The organism is Paraburkholderia sp. RL17-337-BIB-A (assembly GCF_046025895.1).
In the GTDB taxonomy this organism is placed as follows: Bacteria; Pseudomonadota; Gammaproteobacteria; order Burkholderiales; family Burkholderiaceae; genus Paraburkholderia; species Paraburkholderia fungorum_C.
The window spans coordinates 1739302-1756510 of the sequence record NZ_JARESY010000001.1 but is presented as its reverse complement, the minus strand read 5'-3'; the positions used below and the strand labels follow the sequence as shown (position 1 = coordinate 1756510).

Here is a 17209-nt window from a genome sequence, read left to right as displayed (position 1 = left end):
AGAAGCGGTCCAGCGCAATCGGCTTGCGATCGGCCGCTCTCGCGCGAGCAGCCGCCTCTAGCCAGGGCAACGCTACCGATACGCGGAAACCGTAAATTGAAAGGTCATTCCCGAGCCGGTATTGCGGGACGCCCACACCCGCCCTCCGTGAGCTTCGACGATCGAACGACAGATGGAGAGTCCCATACCCATACCATCTGGCTTCGTCGTGTAAAACGCGCTGAAAAGCCGGTCCAGCCTCTCGGGCTCTGTGCCGATGCCAACGTCCTGTACGGCCACGAGCACCTGGTCGGAGCCGCGCTGTTCGGTTCGGATGGTTAGCACACGCGTGCGATCGGTGACTGTCGCCATGGCCTGGACACCATTGATTGCAAGATTGATGATCACTTGCTGCAGCTGGACCCGGTCGCCACGCACCAGGGGCAATCCCGACGCAAGCTGTACCTGCACCGTCACCCAATGCCTGAGCGCCTCCGGCTTTACGAGAGCGACCACCTCGTCGATGACCTCGTTGATATCGAGCGGGGTCATCTCCGGATCTGCCCTCCTGGCAAGGTCGCGAACGCTCCGGATCACGTTGCCCGCCCGATTGGCTTCCTGGACAATGTGATTCACGCAGGCGCGCGCCTCGGCGACTTCCGGAACTTCGCGGGTCAGCCAGCGCAAGCCAGCTGCGGCGGTAGTGGCGATGGCAGCGAGGGGCTGATTCACCTCATGCGCAATCGAGGCACTCATCTGTCCCAGGGCTGTTACGCGAGCGACACGCGCGAGTTCCGCCTGTGCCGTTTGCAATGCCGCTTGCGTTTCCCTGGTTGTCGTGACGTCCATCAGTGCGCCAACGAGTTCCTCCTCGCCCGATTCGTATTTCACGCGATGGGCCCAGACGGTCAGGTGTTTGATCGCGCCATTCGGCATCAGAAGACGGATCTCGTAGTCGTACGCCGGTTCGCCAAGTGCCGCACGATCAATCTCATGCAGTACCCGTTCCCGGTCATCCGGGTGAACGCGTTGAAGAACGAGGTCGATCGTCGGCTCGACCGTCTCGTCCACGCCGAATATCCGATATGTCTCTTTCGACCAGACCATGTCGCCGCTGGCTACCTTCCAGCCAAAGCTCCCCGTATGACTTAGCCGTTGAGCTTCAGCCAGATAGGCCTCACTCCGCCACAACGCGTCTTCCGCACCTCTTCGTGCAACGTTCAGCCACACCACGAACAGCGCTGCCACCGCAAGCAGGACGATGCGCGACAAGTCCGCAGGCATAACTTCGAACGAATCGACCGGCGGGACAAAATGATAGGTGAAAGCTGCAACGGACAGTACGGTCGCGAGCAAACCCGGGCCGAGGCCACCGAACCAGGCGCTAAACATGATCGCGCAAAGAGACAGCGATACGAACGGACTACTGCGCGTGTGAGGTTCTAATAGCAGCGCGGCGACGAGTACCACAGCAACCGACAGAATTGCAACCGCATAGTTAGCAAAAGCGGACCGTCTGGTCCACCGTAGAGGACTAGATCTGGACATACCTCCTGCCTCCACATATCAGCAATGTCTCGCACAATCTGGCTGCGTGAGCCATTCGGATCGACATCCTTAGGGCCACGGCCGTCTCTTCCGGGAAGTTCGCAATGCAGATGCCGTCGACGGCGGCCTCGATCTCCTCGCCCTCGCGCACGAAGCCATACCCGGATGATGCCGCGGTGACCGACCGGCTCGGCGGGGCGAGGCGCACACCGGCCCAGTCCTTGCCCACCTGATCGTTGCGCGGGATGCCGGCAATCATACCGCTATCGCGCTGTCGCAACGGCATTGTCAGGTTGATTATCGACGGCGAACAACTACAGCAGACAGGTGTTTGCCATGATGGGGCGTGCATCCTGACCGGACGGCGGCGGACATGAAAATAATTCTCGGACACGGGGATAAGCTCGCGGCACCGGCCGTTTTGCTTCTGTAGTGAGCAGGTGGCCTGAATGATCAACGCTCGACACGTGTTCGCGCGCGCAGCTCGTAGTCTTGCGCGACAACTATGAATACGCCTCGGACGGCGGTGTGGAGCAGCGCGCGGACATCCGCTACAGACGCATCTTGATGTCGACCGACTGCACGCCGCTTCTAACGCGCCGTCCGGACCTTCGCCTGGCATAACGCTTAGGTGCGATCGAGCCTGGCCACGACTCGATGGGCCTGCATACGTCTTTGCTCGTCACGCCCTGATTTCCCCTGGACGACCCCCGGACATGCTTGCCGCGCCGGGTCTAAATCTTTAGCGGAGTCGTTCCGCCGTATCAGATGAGGTCTTACCGTGCGGCACATCATTTTGCCCCCTTTGACAGGGGTGTTTACAGCCTCGGTGCTGGGCGGCGGTGCCGTGGCGCCTTACGACACATCGATGAATTCCTGTGATCAGGAGTACATGATGACCGATCCTGCGAGCGCCGAATATTATTGCGGTCCCGGCCACGCGCACCCCGTGCACGAAGGAGGCTTTCCCGGTTTTGTCGAGATCTACCACTTTCACCATCAACTCGCTGGCGGAGGCGGCGGTGGCAGCACGCCTCGGGGCGGCGGCGCATAGGGCTGGCCCCCGGGCGCGACCATCATGTGCCCGCGAACCGGGACGCGATCGCCGGCGGCATACATGCACTGAAGGTACGCATAGTCGTAGCGGCGCTGCACTTCGTAGGCCGAGCCTTGTGCGGCGCTCGTGCCAACCATGCTCCCGACTAGCAAGCCGACACCCGCGCCCACGGCCGCGCCGGCGCCTCCATTGAACGCCGCACCCGCAGCCGCGCCGAGCCCCGTTCCAATGGCGGCGCTGCCGACCGCGCTCGCGGTTGCCGCCTGGTTGGCCGACACGCCACCCACCTGGTTGAACGCAAATTGCCGGCATGAGGCGTCGTCTGCGCGGAACTGGTCGAACGTCTTTCCGGTGCCGGGCAACGAGCCGCATACAGGGAAAGTTGGGCTAGCGCCGATGCATGCCGCCGAACCCATGCATGCCGCCGACTCCCCTCGTCCCACCGAATCCCCTCATCCCACCGAAACCACGCATACCACCGCCGGGGAACGGGCCGCGATGAAAGCCCGTGCCGATTGGAGCGAAGTGATCGTGACCAAACTGATGAAAGTGGTTGAAATGATGAAAGTGATGGAAATGGTCGACAAAGATCAGGCTCACGCCGCCGCCAATGAATATCGGCGGCCCCCACCACCAGGCGTCGGGATAGGGATAGGCTGCGACGGGGTACCACGGCACGCTGCCATCCTGGCTTTGCACAATCTGCCAGGTCCCATCACTTTGCAGGCACGCACGTCCGACGACCTGCTGCATCGTCCCATCGATTTCTGCCTGCCCGACAACGGCGCGGCAATTCGCGCTGTCGACCGGCACCGGTTGCTCGTCGTAGGTTTGCGCGAGTGCAGGCGCGGCGAAGCCGAGACATGCGAGCAATGTCCCGAAACGAAGCAGTTTGTCCATGATGTATGGCCACATGAATCCCCGACGTTTTCGACGTCGTGTCGTCGGCGTCGCCCAGCACATCGGTGTGCTGGCGCAAGTTCACGGCGCGGGCCTAGCCGCGATAGGCCTCGCCGCTCAGGACCGCTCAGGACGTGGTTGCACGACGAGTAAACGATGGAGCGCACCGGCTTATTCCAGCACCGTGCGTGCAACGTGGACCGTGCCAGGGAAGGTGTGACGGGGTGAGCGGTAGATCAGCGTTGGCGGAGGTGACAACGGTTCCTGGCGGCTGCGGCGCCCGCCCTGCAAAAAATGCTGGAACACTTGAGTCTCCTTTGTCACAAGAGACTTCGCCAGATAATTGGGGCGTTATTGATCGAAACAGTGCCCATAACGAAAGTGCGGGCATGCCGATTTTTCAGCGCTCTTCAGAGCGTTGTTTGTCTAACGAATTGGTGGAGCGGTCCGGCGCGCTGACGCGGTGCAAATCTCAAGGCACTCGCCGGAGACGGCATACGCCTTGAACGGACGAAGCAACCTCTCGAATTAGAACAGCGGGTGCGCTTGCGGGTACAGCGCGGTCCTGAGGGCGAGCACACCGAGGACAACGAAAATGATGGCGGCCAGAATGTGGACCGCCTTTGTTGGCAGGCGGTCGGCGAACGTGTGTCCCAGGTAGATGACGGGCACATTTGCCAACATCATGCCGAGCGTCGTACCCGCGACGACCCCGAAGAACTCGTGGAATCGCGCAGCGAGAGCAATGGTGACGATTTGGGTCTTGTCGCCCATCTCAGCGAGAAAGAATGTGAGCGCGGTTGTGCCGAACACACCCATCGAGTTTTTCGCCAACACCGTATCAGCGTCGTCCAGCTTGTCCGGAATGAGAATCCACACTGCCATCACCGCGAACGACGCGACTACCGCCCAATTCAGAATTCCCGGACTCAGCACGCTCGCAAGCCACGCGCCGAGTGCGCCGGATGCACTATGGTTGATGATGGTAGCGGCAAAAACACCAAGGATGATGGGAATGGGCTTGCGATATCGCGCTGCCAATACCAGGGACAGGAGTTGAGTCTTGTCGCCAATTTCGGCAAGGCCGACCACGCTGGTCGAAACAAGGAAGGATTGCATGGGTTGTTGTACCCGAGCCGCGCTGAAAGAACGCAATGACGCGCATTCCGGCGACCCGGTCCGGTCGGAATGCGTGTCATCGGTCTTGCCAGGCACTTAGCTGCGCACGCCATAGCGGGTCTCTCGACTCGCCAAGTATGTTGACGTGCGCCTTCGAACATCGCGTTCGAGGCGGCTACTCCCCAATGAGCAGGCGCGATTCTATCGCGCCGTGTGTTACGAGAGGCAAGTCATCACGCCGGAAGCTCGTGGCGTTCAGCAGATATTCCATTCGGAGCGGTCACCGGCTGGCATTGGGGGAGACCGGCTTTGTTTCGCCGCGAAGGGCGTCCCGGTCAGGTCAAGGCCCCGTTGGCATTTCTCTGTTCGCCGGCTAGCCGCCCGGAGCAGCTTGTCCCGAACCCGTTTGTACAAGCCAGTGCCAGTCGCGTGCTCCGTGCTCCGTGCTCCGTGCTCCGTGCTCCAGATATTCAGGGCCCGGTAACGGACAGATAAGCGGCGACCTGCTCGATCTGCGTGTCATTCAGCGTAGCCGCTACCGCCGTCATTGTTCCAGCTTTCGGAGGTGAGGCTTTTGCGCGCGCCTGGAATTCGTGCAGCCGGGCGACGGTAAAAGCGGCGGGCTCGCCTGCGATAGTGGGGAAGCGCGCGCCATCGCCCTTGCCGCCCGCGGCGTGGCAACTGAAACATGCCAGTACGCTCGTGCCCGCTCCCACTTCGGCAAGTTGCTTGCCGGCCGCGACGAGCTCCGGCGCTGGCGGCTGTGAAGCTTTCACAAGCGGCGGATGCTGGTTCGAGAAGAAGACCGCGAGAGCTCGCATGTCGCTGTCCGACAGGTTCTGAGCGACCGCCTGCATCTGAGGGCTGACACGCGTGCCGGCCTTGAACATCGACAGCGCGTGTGCAAGGTACTCCGGATTCCTGCCTGCCAGCCGCGGCATGCCCATTTCACTTCCGGCACCCAGCGCACCATGGCATGCTACACATGTCGCAATCGACGGACCCTGCGCAACGTTGTTTGTACTTGCGGTCGCAGCCTGACTCTGGGCGAAGCATAGGCTCGCGAACGCGCCAAGCGACGCCACCAAACCTACTTGCGCGCCGCGCGAAAGGACGTGTCGAAGATATGAACCCACCTTCTCGTGCCGCCCATGCTCTGCGCGAGTCCTGTTGTCCGAATTGCGTACATTGAATCGCTTGATGATGTCGAGCATCTGATCTTCCACTTGAGGTTTGCATCAGTGTGTCGATGGTCAACCGGCGGGTGAATTTGGTTCTATCGATAACGCTCATTGAAGATCGCTATGAAGTCTCAGGGATTGAGCATGCGTAAGGATTTGAGCCTCGATAAAGACGATCGGTGAGTATGTCCGATGACAAAACTGTAATCGGACCGCAACGTAACGGTTATCCAGCCGGCCCTCTTCTCCCGCGATAAATCGAGTCGACACTTTCATTTCGCCTCGAAGGACTTCTTTGTAAAGTGCACAGACAACTCAAGAGCGAAACCTGAAGTTTGCCTGGAATTTAGGATGGTACGAGTGGTGCGAAGAGCGTTGTCACGTTGAAGTGCCGGCAGCGCAGTAGCGCAAAGGAAGCACATCTGCTCAGAAAGCGGACGGAACTTGAGTGACCGCAGTGAAGCGATGCCATGGCGCAAAACGTTCGCCGCGTTGTTTGCGGTCGAGGGCGTCGCGCAGCAGATGGCGCTTCAGGGCCACGACGGCGCGTGCGAACGTGTGGGATGTCAATTCTGCGTCAAACTGATTCATACGGTGACACGTGCCGGATACGTGCTTGAGCTAAAGAAAACTGGCTAATGCAGACCCGGTCAATCCCATAGGGACTGCGGTCTCATTCTCGTCTTCCGTCGCACTTTGACGGTAACGTTCGACAACGAAGTCGACAAACCTTCTGCGTGGCAGCGCCATATGCGATTGTCCCGAGTAAAGAATCCATACGGTCCGCTCATTGCCGCACAATTCGACATGCGTCAGCAGCGGCCGTAATGTGCCATCCGACAACTCGCTTTGAACGAGCGGCTTTGACAGGCGCGCTATACCGAGGCCAGCCTGCACCGCGCGCTTCACCAGAAGCGGACTCTGCATGTTCAGGATAGGTCGCATCACCACGCGCTGGGTGCCGTGTTTGCCGCGGAACTCCCAGTAACGGCCAGGGGCGTCCGATGTCACGAGTACATCATGCGAAGAGAGCTCCAATGGTGTTCGCGGTGGGCTTCGACGAGACAGGTACGCGGGGCTCGCGACAATCACATCCTGTGTCTGCACGAGCGGACGGCACACCAGCGACGGATCGCGCAAGTGGCGCTCTATGCTGAAGCAAATGTCGAAATTCGCCACGGTGACATCTGCCATGTCATCGAATACCGTCAATTCGAACTGCATGCGTGGGTCTTGCAGCCGATAAGCCGCTAGTACCTCCAGCAAATCGGTAGTGGCATAAGAAGAACACGACGCAATGCGTAGAGATCCTCCAGAGGGGCCCGCGGCTATTGCCATGCACTCGTCCATCGCGCAGAGATGGCTTAGCAATTCTCCGCAATGCTCCGAGTACAATTGGCCCGCAGTCGTAAGTGATACGCGGCGTGTAGTCCTGTTAACCAGCCGAACACTGAGGTGTTGCTCAAGTACTGCCACGCTGCGCGTAACCACCGAGTTTGAGATACCAAGCTGTTTGGCAGCTTCCGCGAAGTTCAAACACTCGGCGACCTTGGCGAATATACGAATTGCGGCTAATTGATTCATGGCGTCGTCCTGCGGCAGTCAGGGATTTTCACGACGACTCCGTGCGGGAGACATGGGCAGGCGAAAGAACGAGACCACTTGTCCGGCTGCTCTGCCGAACTCGTTCAACGGATCCTATTGTTATAGGCGCACCTTGACCTGACTCTTACCCCAGGATTACGGTTTTGTTATCTTGACGACAAGCCGCTACCACGCGCACTCCAGATTGATTCCTCTCAGTGAAATCAGTGCGTCGCACCCACTTTCCTAAGTGCTGCCATTGCCGCCGTATTGCCTTGCGCTCGAACCGTCGCAAGCGCAGTGTTTCCCCGTGCGTCCTCATGATCCGGATCCGCGCCATGTGCGATCAGGTCATCGAACAGGCTAAAGCGTCCAAACAGCGCGGCGAAAGCAAGTGCGGTTTCGCCCGCATTATTGGTTGCGTTAACGTCGCAGTGCGTTTGCAAGAGCGTCCTTGCTATGTCGAGCTGACCTTTGTAGATGACGCCCATCAAAGCTGTATTGCCATTATGGTCTGCTGCGCACGCATTCGCGCCGGCGGCCATCAGCTTGTCGACCGTATCAGGATGATTGTCGTAGGCGGCAAGAATCAGCGCTGTGTAGCCGCTCGAATTGGCGCTTTCGATGGGATAACCCGCCTTGAGCAAAGCATCGAGAATGTCCCATCGTCCTTCTCGTGCAGCGTTAAACCATTCGCGGTCGTATTGATGCGCTTCGACGCGCTGGTTCGCTCCCGGTTGCGGGACAGGCATGACTTCCGATGCGCATCCGGCCAACAACATGGCACATGCAGCCACGCCAGCGATGGAAGCCCATGCAAAACCAAAGTTTCTACGCTGCTTCATACAAGGTACTTCCGTGAGACGAGGCACGCCGGATGAACGGCGTGCCTCTTGTTACAGTGGCGACTAAAGGCGTATCAAGTGCGCCTGAAATCACTCATCGGACAGCTTCGCCGACAAGGCCTTCACCTTCGAGCCGTCCGCGTTCAACGCCCGAATCAGGCGAGCACCCAGGTCGGGATCGGCCTTGTTGAAGTAAGACAGCATCGTGTACTTGTTGTCTTCATTCGTGACATGGCTCAGGTCGCCGGACAGCGCAGTGACGAGATCGCCCTTGCCTTGGTCGGTAAGACTTTCGAAATACTGACCCGCTTGCCGGAAGTTCTGCTTCTTGTGAATGGCGATCTGTTGCGTTGTTCCGGACAATGGCGTCTGCACGTACTTGTATTTCGGGTCCTGGCTCAGCTCGCTAATCCCCGACGGCTCATAGTTGACCTCGCCGGTACGACCGCTCGCGTTCATTTTCCCGTCCTGATTGTTGTTGTGGACTTCAACCAGCGGCCGGTTGATCGGAAGCGAATTGAAATTCGCACCCAACCGGTACATTTGCGTATCGGCGTATGCAAACAGACGACCCTGGAGCATCCGGTCTTCCGACGGTTCAATGCCAGGAACCAGTCGGGACGGCGCGAACGCGGACTCTTCGGTGGACTCGAAGTAGTTGTCGGGCACGCGGTTCAGCGTCATCGTGCCGACCTTGCGCTCAGGTACGCCGAGCCATTCCTTGGTGTCGTCAAGCGCATCGTAAGAGAACTTGTTCAGATCCGACGGCTTAAGAACCTGGATATACAGATCCCACTTCGGGAAATCGCCCTTACGGATCGCGCCGTAGAGATCGTTGGTCATCAGGTTCCAGTCCGAGCCAATAGATGCGGCGATTTCGCCGGGACGCAAATCCTTCTTGCCCTGATCGCTGACCCAGTGGAACTTGACGTAGTGCACCTCGCCCTTCGCATTCACGAACTTGAAAGCATGCACGCCAAATCCGTCCATGTGCCTGTAAGAATCGGGCATGCCGTCGTCGCTATAAAGATGCGTGAGCATATTCGTCGCCTCGGGCGAATGCGCAAAGAAATCAAAGGCCAGATTGGCGTCCTGGACCCCCGTGACCGCGCTGGGTTTGTTAGCGTGGACGAAGTCAGGGAACTTGATCGCGTCGCGGATGAAGAACATCGGCCAGTTAATGCCGACCATGTCCCAATTGCCTTGCCCGGTGTAGAACTTGATCGCGAAACCGCGGGGATCGCGCGCTTGTTCAGGAGATCCGCGGTAGCCCATCACCGTTGAGAACCGCACGAATACTGGCGTTTTACTGCCCGGCGAGAAAACCTGCGCTTTTGTCAGGTCGGATATATCGGCGCTTGGAACGAATTCGCCGAAGGCGCCTGTGCCTCGCGCATGCACGACACGTTCCGGAATACGCTCGCGATCAAAACGCTGCAGCTTTTCGATCAGATGCGAATCCTGCAATAGCACGGGACCTTCAGGACCCGCCGTTTCCGAATTCTGATTGTCTCCAACGGGAGATCCATTGTCGCGGGTCATGTCGGCTGCAAAGACAGGCGGCAACATCGTGGCGCTCAAGACAACGGACAGAAGCGTTTTTTTAAAGGCTTTAGTTGCAAGTTGCATATTGTTTCCTGGCATCAGTTACTACTCAAGACATCGCTAATCGGGATTGCATGCTATGTCGATGCCTTTGAGCGGTCCAATCGCCATTCCTAATGCACGCGATAGTCATGCCTTGGGAATGCGCGTGTGTGACAGATCTTGCGGATATCAGTGCAACGAACTGAACCGTCCCGGGAACTCGTGCGACCGCACGGCGGCAGTATGCCAATGGTAAGGAAACGGTTAGCCCGGGTTCTGACATTTGCCGGGAGAGAAGAAACTCGGGGGAACGTCATTGACATACACGTTGTGAATTTCGTCCGCGTACAATCATTCGATGTCTTTCCGAGGGCCCGACGGCACAAGTGATGTTTGACAAGCCAACACTGGACACTAACGAACGCCCCGCCTATCTCGCGTTGACGGAGGAGCTGATCCGCTACGATACGACGAGCAGCCGTTCGAATCTCGGCCTGATCGAAGCGATCCGGGACCGCCTTCGAGCCCATCACATAGAAACGCTGCTGGTCTATGACCGGGCCAGGCAAAAAGCAAATCTGTTCGCGACACTACCGTCCTTTAACGGGGAGACGAATGGGGGCGTCGTGCTGTCCGGACATACCGATGTCGTTCCCGTAACCGGCCAGAACTGGTCAAGTGATCCCTTCGATCCGGTCATCCGCGGCGATCGACTCTACGGCCGCGGCTCGTGCGACATGAAAGGGTTTATCGGAGTAACGCTCGGCCTGTTGCCCGACATCCAGAAGTACCGGCTACGCGAGCCTGTCCATTTCGCCTTCTCTTTCGACGAGGAGGTCGGCTGTCTCGGTGCGCCCCTGCTTCTGGCTGAACTTGAGGAACGCGGCATCAAGCCGGCTGGCTGCATCGTCGGCGAACCGACCAGAATGCGGCCCGTCGTCGCCCACAAGGGCAACAATGCCTACCGGTGCTGCGTGAGGGGCGTGGCGGCCCATTCGTCGCGTACGCCGAGCGGCGTCAACGCGATCGAATATGCCGCGCGCCTGATCTGCCGGATCCGCGATACCGCCGATGCCCTGCGTCGCAACGGCCCGTTCGATCGCGCCTTCGACGTACCGTATGCAACGGCGCAAACCGGCCTGATCAAGGGCGGTAACGCGATCAACACGATTCCGGACGATTGCGAATTCTTCTTCGAATACCGCAATCTGCCCGCCGAAGATCCGGAACTGTTCTTTGAAAAGATTGCCCGCTATGCCCGCGAGGAACTCGAGCCACAGATGCGTGAAGTCTCCGATGCCGCGGCGATCTCATTTGAAAAGGTCGGCACCACGCTGTCGCTCGACAGCGCTGAACAGGCGGCCATTACTCGACTGGTACGCACGTTGTGCAATGACTTCGAAACACGCAAGGTGACTTACGGCACCGAAGCCGGCCTGTTCTCGCAAGCGGGAATTCCCACCGTCATTTGCGGCCCGGGCAGCATCGACGATGCGCATAAGGCCGACGAATCCGTCGAACTTTCGCAGCTGGCCGAATGCGACCAGTTTTTGCGGCGCGTACTCGACACGCTCACGGCACCCTGAATCGCATCGCCATCACAGGCCATGAACGAGGATCGCCTCCAGCTCGTCGCTCTCTTCCTCCGGGCCCTGCAACCGCAAGGTCGCCTGGATATGCTCGAGATGCTCGTCCATGATTTTTTGTGCCAGCTTCACGTTGCCCGCTTCCACCGCGTCGATCAACCGCGCGTGTTCGTCGTGCAGACACGCCTGCGCAGTAGGCGTGTTATAGAGCAGGATCGTCAGGCACGTAAGCATTTGCAATCCGCGCATGGTCCGCTCAATGAAGCGGTTACCCGACACCTGCGCGAGCATCACGTGGAATTCGCCTGAGAGCCGTACCGTGGTGCGCCGGTCATCACGCTTACGGGCCTCGTCTTCCTGTGCCACATGCGCGCGCAAACGCGCCAGGTCCTTCTTCGTGGCGCAACGGCACACCTTTTCGATGATCGGCAATTCGATCTGACGCCGCGCCTCGAACAACTCGCGCGCCTCCTCCACCGTCGGGCTCGCAACAAAGGCGCCGCGATTCGGCACGATCGTCACGACAAGTTCGTGCGACAGTTGCTGCAACACCGAGCGCACCGTGGTCCGGCTCACATTGAAAATACTGGCGAGCCGGTCTTCGGCGAGCTTCGTGCCGGGCTGCAGCCGATGCTCCGAAATCGCATTCATCAAGCGCTCGTAAATGACGTGGCGATGCGCGCCGTCGAAGGAGCCAGCCACTTCGTTTTCGGCTGTCCTCGCCCTCTTCTTATCAGTCGGCATGAAAGGGTCCTGGGTAATGAGTTGATCACGACAAGGGCAACGTGCGCGGTTGAATGCACCGACTGCGCAGCCTCGCCGCAACACAGATTATGGCTGATATTGCACACAATTTGCACGCCAGATTGTATTTGCATTGCGAGGGCAATCTGTACGACTGCGCGTGTCTTTCCTTGAAATCCTAGCTAAACAGGCTAGAACGCGCGATGCCCAGTCACTGTGCCGAGCGCGACATGAAGGTGCAAAATTGGCCTTACGGCCACATCGTGGTGCGTCTTTCGATGATGGGTCAATCTCGGATTGTGTACAATTTTATAAATTTTAATAGAACAATATTCACAACATCCTGTAAACAAAGCGATACGCCAAAGTACGCACATATCGACGCCCGCTGGCACGGTCTTCGCTAAACGTGGTCAAGCCCTCGCGTCCAGCAGCGCCCGTCTGCCGACGCGATTCCCAACGCCCCCTTGGCCCGTCATGCAAAAACTGCTCCTGGCGCACGGCAGTGCGCTTTCCAATCTAGCGTTGTTCGTTGCGGTCGATACTGGCCTGTTCGAGCGCCATGGCCTGCAGGTTGAAGCACCGCCGCTGGCACATTTCAGTTCCACCGCCGCATTGCTGAGAAGCGGCGAGGCTGATCTCGGCACCACCGGCTTTACACAGCCGCTGGTCGACCATGCCCGGCCCGATCCGCTGCGCATTGTCGGCGGCAGCGGCAAGCTCGGGATGGCGCTCATGGGGCAGCCGGGCCTTTCGATGAGCGATCTGCGCGGCCAGCGCGTAGGAACCTTCGCCGACGATCCCATGGAAGTCCTGCTACACGATGCACTGCGAGTACACGGCATGGACTCCATACAGATCGAACGCGTACTGTACCCATCGCTCGCCGAGGCAGTCGACGATCTGATCGCCGGCCGCCTCGCGGCGCTGACGTTGATCGAGCCCTGGATTTCGCGCCTGCGGCTGAGTGGCTTCGAGGTACTGTGCGACGGCTTGCACGCCTGGGGCGGCGACTATCCCGACACATTGCTCGTCGCGCGCAAGAGTTTTCTCGACGCGCATCCTGAGCTCATCCGCGCGGCCTTACGCGCGATGCTCGATGCGCAGGACGCCATCACGAACCATCCCCGCGAAGCCCTGCGCGCCAGCGCGCACCGCTACCCCGAATTCACGCTCGACGAACTGCTGGCCGGCATCGCGGCGCAGCCGCCGAGCATCGATATTCGCCCGCTTCGCGCGTGCATTCTCGCCCGTGCCCGATCGCTGGAAGCGCTCGGGCGAATGCAGATTTCAGGCTCGATCGGAGAGATTTTCAGCTTCGACCTGCTGGAACAAACGCTCGCGCAGTCGCGTGCGGAAACTTTCACATCCCCATCTGCCGTTCAACCTCTCTAAGGACCACGCGATGTTCAGGAAATTTGTTCAGCAAGACCCGAATGGTTACCCCTTGACCGAACTCGGCAGTACGCGACGCGAATTCCTGATGCGCGGTGCGTGTCTGGCCGGCGCCGCGGCGTTGGGCGGCGCCTATCTTCCCCAGGCCATGGCGGCTGGCCCGCTGACCCTCAAGGCGACGCACGGCACGGGTCTCTGCAATTGTCCGTTCTTTCTCGTCAAGGAACGCAATCTCGCGCAGGGCGTCTCGCTCGACTTCGTCACCACCCCGTCCAATGCGGACATCGCGGCGCTCTTCGGCGCGGGCGTGGTGGACGTCTCCGTGGTTCCGTACACCAACTTCATGACGCTCTTCGATGCCGGCGCACCGATCAAGATCGTCGCAGGTTCGGGCGTGCAGGGCTGCGTGATCGTCGCGCAGGCGGGCATCACGTCAGCGGCGCAACTGCGCGGCAAGACCATCGGCACATTCCAGGCCGACACGCTCGAAATGCTCCCCTACGATTACCTGAAGAAGGCCGGCATGAGTTTCGCCGACGTCAAGGTGCGCTACTTCGGCACGTCACCGGAACTGGCGCAGGCGTTCATCGCCGGGAACGTCGATGCAATGTGCCACATCGAGCCCTACGCGACGCAGGCATTGAAGGCGAGGCCGGGCTCCGTGCAGCTGTCGAACGGTGTGGATGTATATGGCGCGAACTACTCCGACTGCGTTCTCGCGGTACGCAGCAAGCTCCTGCACGAAAACCGCGATGCGGTGAAGGCGCTGATCAAGGCGATGATGGTCGCGCAGCATCAGGAAGAACTGGACCGCGCCTCGGCCGTCAAGGACACCGTCGGCAAGTACTTCAAAACGAGCTATGACGCCACGCTCGACGCAGCCGCGAAGCAGCCGGCGATGATCGATCAGCGCAGCAACCAGAATTTCATCCTGCAGCGGGCGCAGAACCTGAAGGACCTGCGCTACATCAAGCGACTGCCTGGCGCTGACATGTTCGACTGGGGGCCGCTCAATGAGGTGATCAAGGAAAACGCCGATCTCTACGGCCAGCTCAAGCTGAAATCCGCATGAAAGCCGATCCGACGACCCTCTTCGCGCACCGGCACGTGGTGCGCCCGGCAGCAAACGGCCGGCCACGCTCCAACCTCGTCCGGCGCCTCGTGCCGCTTGGCTGGGGCGTCGCCTCGCTGGCGTGCTTCATTGGCGCATGGGAACTGGCATGGGCGGCAGGTTGGGCAGATCCGCTTCTGCTGCCGCCCCCGCATATCTTCCTGCGCAACTTCGCGTCGCAAGCGCAGTACTTCATTCCGACTGACGTGATTGGCGAGGCTTCGAACTCGACAGCGCTGAAGTCGCTCGCCATGACCATCGTTGCATCGACGTTGCGGGTGTTAAGCGGGCTGGTGCTGGGCTTCGTCTGCAGCGTGGCGATGGGCGTCGCGATCCGCTACTTCCGGTTGTTCGGCAACCTCACCCTACCGACGATCACGCTGCTGGCGCCCATTTCGCCAATCGCGTGGCTGCCGGTCGCGATCTTCCTGTTCGGAATCGGTAATGCGCCCGCTGTATTCATGGTGTTCATCTCGCTTTTTTTTGTCATGACCGTCTCGACGATCAGCCAGATCGACAACGTCAGCCGTACCCACCTTAACGTCGCCGCCGTGATGGGCGCGACGCGCGCGCAGACGTTCCGTCATGTGATTCTGCCGGCCATTTTGCCGTCGCTCTTCATGGTGCTGCGCATGAACCTGTTCGGCGCGTGGATGGTAGTCCTGGTGGCGGAAGCGACCGGCGTCGGCAGCGGGCTCGGTCAGGTCGTCATGCTCGCGCGCAATACCTTCAACTCGAGCCTGTCGTTCTTCACGATGACGCTGATCGGCGTCATCGGCTTCGCCTTCGACGTTGCGCTGCGAATCGTTCAGCGCAAGGTGCTGTTCTGGGTGCCAAATAACGGCTTGGGGAAATGATATGAGCCAGAACAAATCAGCTTCCGTGCAACCGCCGCTCGTCACCTGCAAGGCCGTCGGCAAAACATGGCAGACAGACGGCGCACCGTTCGTTGCCTTGCGTGATATCGACCTGGATATCGCGCGCCGCGAATTCGTCGTGTTCCTCGGTCCAAGCGGATGTGGCAAAAGCACCCTGCTCTATCTGATCTCAGGACTGGAACAGGTATCCAGCGGTCGCATCATGTGCGGCGGCGCCGAGGTGAGCGGACCGGGCACGGACCGAGGACTCGTCTTCCAGGACGCCTCGCTTTTCCCGTGGCTGAGCGTGGGAGAAAACATCACCTTCGGCCTGAAAATGCAGCACATGCCCAAGGAAAACAGGCGCCGTATCGCAGAGGAAATTCTCGAGCGTGTCGGCTTGTCCGAAGCCATCGACAAACGGCCCGACCAACTTTCGGGCGGCATGCGCCAGCGTGTAGCAGTGGGACGCGCACTCGCGCTGAAACCCGAGATACTGCTGCTCGACGAGCCGTTCGCCGCGCTGGACGTGCAAACGCGCGCGAAGATGCAGGACTTCCTGATCCAGGTCTGGCAACGAAGCAATGTGTCGATGGTCTTCGTCACTCACCACATCGACGAAGCGATCGCGCTCGCCGACCGCATTGTCGTGTTTACGGCACGCCCGGGGCGCATCAAGACCATCATTCCGGTCGATCTTCCTCGTCCGCGAGACACGCGCAGCCGGGCGTTCCACGATCTCAGCGTGCACCTGACCGACCTGATGCGCGATGAAGTCGATCGCGCCTTCGCCGAGCAGGAGCGGGTCCGATGAATCGGCTGGCAACCCTGAGCACACTTCGGGTCGCGGCCCTGCAATTGCCTCCCTGCACGAACGACCTTGCCAGCAACGAGGCCGTGGCATTTGCCGCCGTGCACGCCGCCGCCGATGACGGCGCCCAGTTGATCGTCTTGCCCGAACTCTCGATGGTGCCGTACTTCGCGAGCGCGCCGGGCGGGCAATATCGCGACTGGGCGGAGCCCGCCGATGGTCCCCTCGCCGCGCGCTGCGCCGCGCTGGCCAGGACACGTGGCATCGCGCTGTTCGTCCCGTTCTACGAAATCGATCGGGCTAGTGGCCGGTATCACAACGCCGTGCTCGGCTTCGACGCCGACGGCAATCCGCTGCGCGCCGGTCCGGTTGCGCGCAAGCTTCACCTGCCTGTCGGCGACGACCCGCCGCCCGGCTACGACGAAGCCGCGCACTTCACGCCTGGCGACGCACTGCACGTCGTGCAGGTAGGCGCGTGGCGCATCGGCGTGCTGGTCTGCTACGACCGCCGCTTTCCAGAATGCTGGCGCGCGTTGCGTGCGGCGGGCGCCGATCTCGTCATCGTGCCCGTCGCGGGCAGCGGTGGCGACGATATGGATTTCTTCGTCGGGGAGCTGCGCACGCACGCGCGGGAAAATGGGCTGGCGGTCGTTTGCGCGAACAAGATCGGTGACGAATTCCTCGATGGCGTGCGCATCGACAACTATGGCGAGTCGTGTGTGATCGCCGCCGACGGCGCGGTACTCGCCCGCCGGCCCGGCAACGAAGGAGCTGGCATCGTCAGCGCGACGCTCGCGCATGCAGAGATCGCAGCGACCCGCGAAAAGCTGTGTTACTTCGATCATCGGCGTGTCGATCTATACGGCACACCATCGTTCTGAAACTACTCTTCTCTATTCAGGTAA

Annotated in this window: 17 protein-coding genes and 1 riboswitch; of the genes, 6 read left to right on the top strand and 11 right to left on the bottom strand. The window is 60.1% G+C overall.

Annotated elements, in window-relative coordinates; all coding sequences use genetic code 11:
• Window positions 1–72 precede the first annotated feature (72 nt).
• The 10 genes from P0D84_RS07980 to P0D84_RS07935 all read right to left on the bottom strand — a co-directional run bounded on the left by P0D84_RS07980 (window position 73) and on the right by P0D84_RS07935 (window position 9842).
• On the bottom strand, window positions 73–1527 hold the full coding sequence (locus P0D84_RS07980) for an ATP-binding protein (protein WP_408334524.1): 1455 nt from the start codon (window positions 1525–1527) through the stop codon (window positions 73–75).
• Entirely contained in the window at window positions 1514–1786 is a 273-nt protein-coding gene (locus P0D84_RS07975; RefSeq protein WP_408334521.1) for a hypothetical protein, read from the bottom strand. The genes P0D84_RS07980 and P0D84_RS07975 overlap by 14 nt, the downstream gene beginning before the upstream one ends.
• A 740-nt stretch (window positions 1787–2526) precedes the next feature.
• Window positions 2527–3000, bottom strand: a complete 474-nt coding sequence (locus P0D84_RS07970; protein ID WP_408334518.1) for a YMGG-like glycine zipper-containing protein — start codon at window positions 2998–3000, stop codon at window positions 2527–2529.
• Window positions 2972–3484: a hypothetical protein gene (locus P0D84_RS07965; protein ID WP_408334515.1), complete on the bottom strand. Its 513-nt coding sequence runs from the start codon at window positions 3482–3484 to the stop codon at window positions 2972–2974. The genes P0D84_RS07970 and P0D84_RS07965 overlap by 29 nt, the downstream gene beginning before the upstream one ends.
• Window positions 3485–4012: 528 nt before the next feature.
• Window positions 4013–4603: a TMEM165/GDT1 family protein gene (locus P0D84_RS07960; RefSeq protein ID WP_408334512.1), complete on the bottom strand. Its 591-nt coding sequence runs from the start codon at window positions 4601–4603 to the stop codon at window positions 4013–4015.
• Between the two features lie 14 nt (window positions 4604–4617).
• Window positions 4618–4799: riboswitch (yybP-ykoY riboswitch) on the bottom strand.
• A 274-nt stretch (window positions 4800–5073) separates the two neighbouring features.
• Complete coding sequence (locus tag P0D84_RS07955; RefSeq protein WP_408334509.1) at window positions 5074–5817, bottom strand: c-type cytochrome; 744 nt, start codon at window positions 5815–5817, stop codon at window positions 5074–5076.
• 393 nt (window positions 5818–6210) lie between these two features.
• Complete coding sequence (locus P0D84_RS07950) at window positions 6211–6375, bottom strand: hypothetical protein (RefSeq protein ID WP_408334506.1); 165 nt, start codon at window positions 6373–6375, stop codon at window positions 6211–6213.
• A gap of 30 nt (window positions 6376–6405) precedes the next feature.
• Window positions 6406–7368, bottom strand: coding sequence for a LysR family transcriptional regulator (locus P0D84_RS07945; protein WP_408334503.1), 963 nt, complete (start codon window positions 7366–7368; stop codon window positions 6406–6408).
• A gap of 224 nt (window positions 7369–7592) precedes the next feature.
• Window positions 7593–8120: an ankyrin repeat domain-containing protein gene (locus tag P0D84_RS07940; protein WP_408334500.1), complete on the bottom strand. Its 528-nt coding sequence runs from the start codon at window positions 8118–8120 to the stop codon at window positions 7593–7595.
• Between the two features lie 183 nt (window positions 8121–8303).
• Window positions 8304–9842 (bottom strand): catalase, encoded by a 1539-nt coding sequence (locus P0D84_RS07935; RefSeq protein ID WP_408334497.1) that lies wholly within the window; start codon window positions 9840–9842, stop codon window positions 8304–8306.
• Between the two features lie 347 nt (window positions 9843–10189).
• Here P0D84_RS07935 and argE point away from each other — a divergent pair, with 347 nt between their 5' ends.
• On the top strand, window positions 10190–11386 hold the full coding sequence (gene argE, locus P0D84_RS07930; RefSeq protein ID WP_408334494.1) for an acetylornithine deacetylase: 1197 nt from the start codon (window positions 10190–10192) through the stop codon (window positions 11384–11386).
• A 12-nt stretch (window positions 11387–11398) separates the two neighbouring features.
• Here argE and P0D84_RS07925 read toward each other — a convergent pair whose 3' ends face one another.
• Window positions 11399–12130 (bottom strand): GntR family transcriptional regulator, encoded by a 732-nt coding sequence (locus P0D84_RS07925; protein WP_408334491.1) that lies wholly within the window; start codon window positions 12128–12130, stop codon window positions 11399–11401.
• Window positions 12131–12607: 477 nt separating this feature from the next.
• On the opposite strand from P0D84_RS07925, the gene P0D84_RS07920 reads away from it, so the two are divergent.
• Genes P0D84_RS07920 through P0D84_RS07900 form a run of 5 tightly spaced genes read left to right on the top strand, consistent with a single transcriptional unit; the run spans window position 12608 to window position 17185 of the window.
• Window positions 12608–13525: an ABC transporter substrate-binding protein gene (locus tag P0D84_RS07920; protein WP_408334488.1), complete on the top strand. Its 918-nt coding sequence runs from the start codon at window positions 12608–12610 to the stop codon at window positions 13523–13525.
• Between the two features lie 10 nt (window positions 13526–13535).
• Window positions 13536–14597 carry an ABC transporter substrate-binding protein gene (locus P0D84_RS07915; protein WP_408334485.1) on the top strand — a complete coding sequence of 354 codons (1062 nt, stop codon included), beginning with the start codon at window positions 13536–13538 and terminating at the stop codon, window positions 14595–14597.
• The gene (locus P0D84_RS07910) at window positions 14594–15493 is read left to right on the top strand and encodes an ABC transporter permease (protein WP_408334483.1); all 900 of its coding nucleotides are present in this window, start codon (window positions 14594–14596) and stop codon (window positions 15491–15493) included. Before P0D84_RS07915 ends, P0D84_RS07910 begins: the two co-directional genes overlap by 4 nt.
• 1 nt (window position 15494) lies before the next feature.
• Window positions 15495–16307 (top strand): ABC transporter ATP-binding protein, encoded by an 813-nt coding sequence (locus P0D84_RS07905; protein WP_408334480.1) that lies wholly within the window; start codon window positions 15495–15497, stop codon window positions 16305–16307.
• Window positions 16304–17185, top strand: coding sequence for a carbon-nitrogen hydrolase family protein (locus tag P0D84_RS07900; RefSeq protein ID WP_408334477.1), 882 nt, complete (start codon window positions 16304–16306; stop codon window positions 17183–17185). The genes P0D84_RS07905 and P0D84_RS07900 overlap by 4 nt, the downstream gene beginning before the upstream one ends.
• The last annotated feature ends 24 nt before the right edge of the window (window positions 17186–17209 follow it).

Excerpts from the sequence above, each read along its gene's own strand:
- P0D84_RS07980 (WP_408334524.1), bottom strand. The coding sequence starts at position 1,527 with ATGTCCAGATCTAGTCCTCTACGGTGGACCAGACGGTCCGCTTTTGCT.
- P0D84_RS07975 (WP_408334521.1), bottom strand. The coding sequence starts at position 1,786 with ATGATTGCCGGCATCCCGCGCAACGATCAGGTGGGCAAGGACTGGGCC.
- P0D84_RS07970 (WP_408334518.1), bottom strand. The coding sequence starts at position 3,000 with ATGGGTTCGGCGGCATGCATCGGCGCTAGCCCAACTTTCCCTGTATGC.
- P0D84_RS07965 (WP_408334515.1), bottom strand. The coding sequence starts at position 3,484 with ATGGACAAACTGCTTCGTTTCGGGACATTGCTCGCATGTCTCGGCTTC.
- P0D84_RS07960 (WP_408334512.1), bottom strand. The coding sequence starts at position 4,603 with ATGCAATCCTTCCTTGTTTCGACCAGCGTGGTCGGCCTTGCCGAAATT.
- P0D84_RS07955 (WP_408334509.1), bottom strand. The coding sequence starts at position 5,817 with ATGCTCGACATCATCAAGCGATTCAATGTACGCAATTCGGACAACAGG.
- P0D84_RS07950 (WP_408334506.1), bottom strand. The coding sequence starts at position 6,375 with ATGAATCAGTTTGACGCAGAATTGACATCCCACACGTTCGCACGCGCC.
- P0D84_RS07945 (WP_408334503.1), bottom strand. The coding sequence starts at position 7,368 with ATGAATCAATTAGCCGCAATTCGTATATTCGCCAAGGTCGCCGAGTGT.
- P0D84_RS07940 (WP_408334500.1), bottom strand. The coding sequence starts at position 8,120 with ATGCCTGTCCCGCAACCGGGAGCGAACCAGCGCGTCGAAGCGCATCAA.
- P0D84_RS07935 (WP_408334497.1), bottom strand. The coding sequence starts at position 9,842 with ATGCAACTTGCAACTAAAGCCTTTAAAAAAACGCTTCTGTCCGTTGTC.
- argE (WP_408334494.1), top strand. The coding sequence starts at position 10,190 with ATGTTTGACAAGCCAACACTGGACACTAACGAACGCCCCGCCTATCTC.
- P0D84_RS07925 (WP_408334491.1), bottom strand. The coding sequence starts at position 12,130 with ATGCCGACTGATAAGAAGAGGGCGAGGACAGCCGAAAACGAAGTGGCT.
- P0D84_RS07920 (WP_408334488.1), top strand. The coding sequence starts at position 12,608 with ATGCAAAAACTGCTCCTGGCGCACGGCAGTGCGCTTTCCAATCTAGCG.
- P0D84_RS07915 (WP_408334485.1), top strand. The coding sequence starts at position 13,536 with ATGTTCAGGAAATTTGTTCAGCAAGACCCGAATGGTTACCCCTTGACC.
- P0D84_RS07910 (WP_408334483.1), top strand. The coding sequence starts at position 14,594 with ATGAAAGCCGATCCGACGACCCTCTTCGCGCACCGGCACGTGGTGCGC.
- P0D84_RS07905 (WP_408334480.1), top strand. The coding sequence starts at position 15,495 with ATGAGCCAGAACAAATCAGCTTCCGTGCAACCGCCGCTCGTCACCTGC.
- P0D84_RS07900 (WP_408334477.1), top strand. The coding sequence starts at position 16,304 with ATGAATCGGCTGGCAACCCTGAGCACACTTCGGGTCGCGGCCCTGCAA.